1 protein-coding gene is annotated in these 6,913 nt (G+C 77.5%); it reads left to right on the top strand.

Features of this window, described 5'->3' with window-relative positions:
• Nucleotides 1–6,913 (top strand): hypothetical protein (locus PPSIR1_RS40945; protein ID WP_006977230.1); only part of this gene is annotated, 6,913 nt, incomplete at both ends.

Here is a 6,913-nt window from a genome sequence, read left to right as displayed (position 1 = left end):
CCGGGTCGAGGACGAGCTCGACGCGACCGCGGCCGCGACCTTCCTGCGCGAGCGCGCCGAGCAGCACCTCCACGACAGCCCGCTGTTCACGGAGCTGCTCGAGGTCCTCCACCGGCGCGAGCGCTGGCCCGAGCTGCTGACCCTGCTCGAGCTCGCGCGGACCCGCAGCGAGGCCGACAGCATCGCCCGCCAGACCGCCGAGAACCCCCACGCGTGGCTGCGCGTGGCCGAGGCCGCCGGGCGCACGGGCGACGTCGAGAGCGAGGTCCGGGCCCGGGTCCGGGCCGGCGATCGGCTCGCGGCCGCGGCCGGGCTGGAGTTCGAGACCGACGAGGTCGGGGCCAGCGGCCCCGTGGGCGCGCTGTTCGGCCCCTCGCCCACGGAGGACTTCGACTTCGCCCTGGCCGAGACCTCGCCCTCGGCCCTGCGCCTGAGCCCCAGCCGCGTGCGCCCGGCCCTCGCCGAGCTCACCCGCGCCCTGAGCCTCGACCCCGAGCGCGCCGACCTGCGCTGGCGCCTGGCCCTGGGCCACGCCCGCCTCGGCGACTCGGAGCTCGCCTTCACCCAGCTCGACGCCCTCTGGCAGCGCGAGCAGTGGTCCGCCGCGGGCGTCGAGCGGGGCGAGCTGGCCTTCCACGCCGGCTCCCTCGCGGCCAAGCTGGGCCGCTACGAGCGGGCCGTGGAGCTGCTGACCCCGGCCCACGCCCGGTCCTCGGCGCGGCGCCGCGGGGCCGCGACCGAGCGCCTGTACTCGGCCCTGCTCGCCATCGATCGCAACGACGAGGCCGCGCGCGTGGCCAGCACCCGCGCCGGCGAGGTCGAGAGCACGGGCGAGGCCGTGGCCTGGCTGCGCCGGGCCGCGGGGCTCAGCCAGGGGGCGCGCCGCGTCGAGCTGCTGGCCCGCGCCCTCGAGCTCGACCCCGACGAGGAGGGCCTGGTCGACGAGCTCGAGGCCGAGCTGCGCGAAGCGGGCGAGGCCGGCGCCCTCGACAAGCTGCTCCATCAGCGCCTGGCTCGCTGCCGCAGCGCCGGGCTCGAGGCGGGCTTCGACCACCGCGCGTTCGACCCCCTCGACGCCAAGTTGCAGGCCAGCCTGAACGCGGACCTGGCCCCCGAGCTGCGCGCGACCTGGGTGTCCAGCCTCGAGTCGCTGGTCAGCCTGCGCAACTCCGAGAACGACCTCGACCTCGACCTCGATCCAGACGCCCAGGCGGAACGCGTCGCCCTCCACGAAGAGCTGCTGACCCTGGCCCCGGACCACACCGAGGCCCTGATGATCGTCGCCGAGTCCCGGCGCCGGCAGGACCGGCGCGCCCAGGCCCTCGAGCTGTGGGCCCGCGCCGAGCCGGCCCTCCCCGACGACGACCCGCGCGTGTTCGAGATCGCCTGCCGCCTGGCCGAGCGCGAGCTGGCCAAGGGCCGCGCCGAGGGGGCCCGCGCCGAGGCCCACCGCCTGCTCGAGCGCGCCCTTGGTCAGCGCCCCGACGACCTCGACGCCCTCGAGCGCCGCCATGAGGTCGCCTGCGCCCTGGACAACCCCGAGCTCGTGCTGGCCGCGGCCCAGGCCCTGCTCGAGCGCCCCTCCGGCCTGCCCGGGCCGCGCGTGGCCGAGCTCGAGGGCGACGTCGCCCGGGCCCAGACCCTGCTCGGCGATCTGGCCGGGGCCCTCGACTCCCTCGAGCGCGCCGTGGGCCACGCGACGCCCGCGAGCGAGCTGCACCGCGACCTGGTCCAGCGCTGGCTCGAGCTCCTCGACCACCCGGAGCTGCAGGCCAGCGATCCCCTGGTCCGCGCCCGCCGCGAGCTCGACGCGCGCGTGGAGCTGCGCCACGCCCTCGGCCCCGAGCTCAGCCGCGAGCAGGCCGTGCGCGAGCTCGACCTGCTCACGGAGCTCGGCGAGATCGACGAGGCCCTCGAGCGCGTCGAGGGCCTGCTCATCGCCAGCCCCGAGTCCGCGGATCTGCGCGCCCGCCTGACCCAGATCGCGGCCCTCGCCCCGAGCGCGCCCGAGTCCGACGGCGAGGCCCCCGTCGAGGGCAGCCCCCTCGACCCCGAGGCCGCGAGCGAGCGCGTGCTCCGGACCCTCCGCCGGGTCGTCGACGCCCTCAGCCCCGGGCCCGCCCGCGACGATCTCAGCCGCGAGCTGGCCCTCGCCGCCCGCACCAGCGAGTCGGCGCGCACGGCCCTCGAGGCCCTCGACCGGCTCTCGGGCGCGGCCGCGGCGACCCCCGAGATGCTCGACCTTCGGGTCTGGGCGGTGCGCAAGCTCGACCGGGTCGAGGACGAGCTCGGCGAGCTCGACCGCAGCTTGCTCGCGGCCGAGTCCGTCGGCAACGACGTGCTCTTGAACCGGCTCATGCGCGTGCTCGAGCACGACGCGGGCGCGGGCGCGGCCCGGCTGATCCAGCTCGCCAACAGCGACGTGGCCACGATCCCGGCCCAGGTCTGGCTGCTCGAGGCCAGCCTCGAGCTGTTGACCGACACCAGCCCGGGCGAGCGCCTCGAGCTCGGGGTCGAGGCCGTCGCCGCGCTCATCGAGCGCGTGGCCCAGCCCGAGGTCGTGCTCGAGATCGACGCGGACGAGAGCGCCGCGCGCCAGCGCGTGGCCGGGGTCCGGCGGCACTGGCAGCAGCTCGCGGCCACGGCCCTGCACCACGGCACCCGAGACCGCCGGGCCCTCGAGTCCGCCGCCGCGCTGATCCGCACCGCCGACCGGGCCGCCCGGGCCGCCCTGCCCGGCTTCGGCGACCTCGGCGAGATGCTCCTCGATCGCGCCACCGTCGACTTCCCCGACCACTCGCCCCTGCACGCCCTCGCCAGCCAGCGCCTCGCCGAGGCCGACGGCGAGGCTGAGGCCGAGGAAAAGGACCCGACCGGCCGAGCCCAGATCGCCGCGGCCCTGGCCCGCGTCGAGGGCCTCGCCGACGCCAACCGCATGGACGCCCGGGAGCGGGCGCGCCTCTACCTCGGCCTCGCGGGCACCCTCGACGAGGCCTCGCGCGCGCCCTTCCTGCGCGACGTCGCCGGCTACCACGGCGCCGAGCCGGCGATCTTCGCCCCGCTGCGCGAGGCCCTGCGCAAGCTCGGCGCGTTCGCGGAGCTCGTCGCCCTGCTCGAGTCCGTGGGCGCCGAGCCGGAGCACTGGCGCGAGCTGGCCGAGGACGCGGCGGTGGCCGGGGCCGACAAGGCCGAGGGCAAGGCCCGGCGGTGCGCGGGCCTGGGCCTCTACGAGCGCCTGCTGGCCGAAGAGCGCGCGGGCGGGGGCCTGGCTGATCACACCCTCGAGCGCGCCTGCGTCGAGCTGGCCCGCGCCCGGGAGCTGCGCCCCGACGACCTCGAGCTGCGCTACGTCAACGGCCGGGCCCTCGAGCGCGCGGGCCAGACCCGCGAGGCCCTCGGCGAGCTCGTCGAGCTCGTCGCCGTGCTCGACCCCGAGCGAGACGGCGAGTCCCGCAAAGGCCTGCCCACAGCGGTCGAGCTCGGTCCGCTGGCGCGGCGCTGCGGCCTGCTCGCGCTCGAGGCCGGCGAGTCGCCCCGAGCCGCCCAGCTCCTCGACCTGGCCTACCGCACGCCCCCCGAGGCCGGCGGGCTCCGGGACGCGCGGGCGCGCCTGGCCGTGGCCGAGCGCCTGTTCACCCTGCTCGCCGACCTCTCCCGTGACGCCAACGCCGACGCCGAGGCCCAGCAGGCCTGGACCGCCCAGGCCCTCGAGCTGGCGCGCCGGGCCGCGGTCATGGCCGAGGCCGAGGGCGCCCGCGAAGGCGGCGACTGGGGCGACGGCGACGCGGCCCTGCGCTGGCTCGAGCGCGCGGCTCGGCTCGCCGAGGACGAGCACGAGCGGGCCACGCTCTACGCCCGGGCCCTCGAGCTCGCCCCCGAGGACGAGCGCATCGCCGACGCCTACGAGGCCAGCCTGCGCGCCCTCGACGACGGCGAGCGCCTCGAGGCCCTGCTGCGCAAGCGCATCGCCGTGGGCCTCGACGGCGGCGATCGGGCCCGCACCGTCGGCCTCGTCGAGCGCCTCTTGGGCATGCTGCCGATGCTCGCGCTCGCCAACGATGAGCGCGAGGGCGAGGCCGAGGCCGAGGGCGAAGACGAAGCCAAAGCCAAGGGCCCGAGCGAGGCCGAGGTCAGCGCGCGCATGCGCGAGCGGGCCGAGCTCCTCGAGCACCTCCTGCGCCTGGCCCCCGAGCGCCTCGAGCCCCGCCTCGAGCTCGCCGACCTGCGCATGCTCGAGGGCGATCGCGAGGCCGCCGCCAGCCACTGGCGCAGCCTCGCCCAGCGCCTGCCCACCGGCGACCGCCGCTTCCTCGAGCCCGCGCGCCAGCTGGCCCGCATCGCCCTCGACAACGACGAGCTCGAGCGCGCCCGCGGCTGGCTCGAGCGCGCCATGGCCATCGAGCCCGACTCCCGCGAGACCCTGATGCAGCTGCTCGAGGTCGGCCGGGGCCTCGGGGACGACGCGTTGATCCTCGCCAACAGCGAGACCCTGCTCTCGGCCCTCGACAACGACGAGGCCGCCGAGGCCGTCGCCGCCTCCGTGGGCGAGCACGACCCCGGCGAGGAGGCCCGCCGCCGCGCCCGGGCCAAGCAGCGCGCGACCTTGCTGCTCGAGCGCGCGCGGATCTTCGAGCGCACGCAAAAACCCGAGCGCGCCCTGAGCGAGGTCAAGACCGCCGCGGGGGCGAGCTTGCCCGGCTCGGCGGCGCACATCGAGGCCGCCGAGCTGTGGCTGCGCCTGACCACCCGCGACGGCGTGCGCGTGCTGCTGCGCCAGGACGAGGCGCAGATCCAGGCCAAGGCCGAGGCCGAGGCCCGCGCCGAGCTGCGCCGGGCCCTCGGCGACGGCCTGCCGGCGCGGGCCTTCATCGCCGAGGCCGACCTCATCGCCGAGCGCCTCGAGCTGCGCGAGGAGGCCGTCGAGCTGCTGCTGACCGGGATGCGCCTGCACCCGACGGAGACCGACCTGGTCGCCCACCTCGAGGAGCTGTGCGTCGTCGCCGGGGAGCAGGCCCGCTTCGTCCGCATCCTCAGCGCCTTCCTCGGGGAGCTCGCGGCCCAGCGGCCAGCGCAGTCCGATCCGGACCGGGAAGAGGAGTACGTCCGCGCCCGCTCGCGCCTCGGGGAGAAGCTCGCCCGCGCCGCCCGGGCCATCGACGATCCGCGCACCTGCCTCGAGGCCCTCGACGCCCTCCCGCCCGCCGTCGCCGAGCGCCCCGAGCTGCTCGAGCTGCGCGACTGGGCCGTGCGCGGGCTCGGCGACGTCGACGAGGAGCTCGCCCGCCTCGACCAGCAGATCCTCGAGCTCCCCGCCCACGCCCCCGCCGAGCGCCTCCAGGCCCTGGTCCGCCGGATGCTGCGCCTGCTCGGCGAGGCCGGGGAGCGGTGCGCGAGGCGGCTCCTGGCCCTGTCCGAGCGCCCCGAGCTCGCCCGCGCCAGCGCCCGAGAGCAGCGCCGCGCCCTGGCCCGCACCGCCCTGCGCATCGCTCGCGAGTACGCCCCCGACCAGCTCGAGGTCACCCTCGAGGCCCTGCGCGCGACCTTGCAGTACGACAGCGTCAAGGCCATCGCGGCGTGGTGGAGCGGGGTCGAGAGCCTGGCCATCGAGACCGGGCGCGCCGAGGCCCTGCACGAGCTGCTGCGCATCGCCATCGAGGCCGAGCAAGGCGGCGACCCGGCCTACGGGACCCGGGCCGACCGCCTCGCCGCCGCCGCGCTGCGGGCCGACGCCGGGGCCCTCGAGCTGCACCGCCTGATCCTCCGCCGCGCCGAGCAGGCGACCCTGGCCCGGCTGCTCAACGACAGCCCCGAGCCCGAGACCCAGACCCCGGACACGGCCCAGGAGGCCCCCAACGACCAGCGCCAACGCCACGTCAGCGCCCTGGCCGAGAGCGTGCTCCAGCGCCACATCGACGCCATCGACGCCCTCGTGCGCGAGCTCGACGTCCACGGCGAGGCCCTCGCGGCCGTGTGGCGCGGCGCCAGCCAGGCCCTCGACGCGCGCATCGAGTCCCCCGAGCCGGGGCTCCCGGGCCCGGCCCTGCACCGCGTCGTCGGCCACTTCCACCTCGCCGTGCGCGAGCGCTGCGAGGCCGCCCTCGACGACCGCGCGGCCTTCATGGGCCTGCTCGACCTGCTCCGCGCCCGCGGGCGCTGGGCCATGGTCCTCGACCTGACCCTGTGGTTCGGCGAGCGCCGCGAGCCCGTGGACGTGGCCATGCTCGACAGCCTCGCCGACGCGGCGGCCAAGGCCGGGGACGACGCGACCCGCCAGCGCGCGCGGGTGGTCGCGGGCGAGCGCCGCGTGGCCGAGCGCGACCACGTCGGCGCGGCCGAGTCCTTCGCCGACGCCCTCGCGGTCGCGTCCGTGGCCGGGGAGCGCCGCGAGGATCTCCAGTACCGCCTCGGCGACGCCCTGGCCCTGGCCGGCCGCCACGACGCCGCCCTCGAGCACCTCCTGCCCCTGCTCCCGCCCCAGACCCGCGACCGCGCCGGGACCATCCGCGAGCTCGAGCGCAGCGTGGCCTTGCTCGCCGAGCAGCTCGGCCTCGACCCCAAGCGCGCCCCGCCCTCGCTGCGCCTCGACGCCCTCGCCCTGACCCGGCGCTGCGGCGACCTGCTGCTCGCCGTCGGCCAGGACGAGCGCGCCGCCGAGCTCCTGAGCCTCAGCTTCGAGCTCAGCGAGGACGCCAGCTCGACCGAGCGCGACCCCAGGCGCGACCCCATCGCCGAGGCCCTGTTCACCCTCGAGCTGCGCCGCGAGCAGTTCGGCGCCGCCGCGCGCCTGGCCGAGCGCATGGCCGCGGAGACCCGCACCGACCCGGACCAGCGCCTGCGCTGGCTGCTGCGGGTCGCCGAGCACGGCGAGCCCGAGCGCCAGGCCGAGGCCCTCGGCGAGGCCCGGGTGCTCGCC

The sequence above is a fragment of the Plesiocystis pacifica SIR-1 genome, from assembly GCF_000170895.1.
Classification (GTDB): Bacteria; Myxococcota_A; Polyangia; order Nannocystales; family Nannocystaceae; genus Plesiocystis; species Plesiocystis pacifica.
The sequence above is the reverse complement of the archived record's forward strand: the minus strand, read 5'-3'. Positions and strand labels throughout refer to the sequence as shown.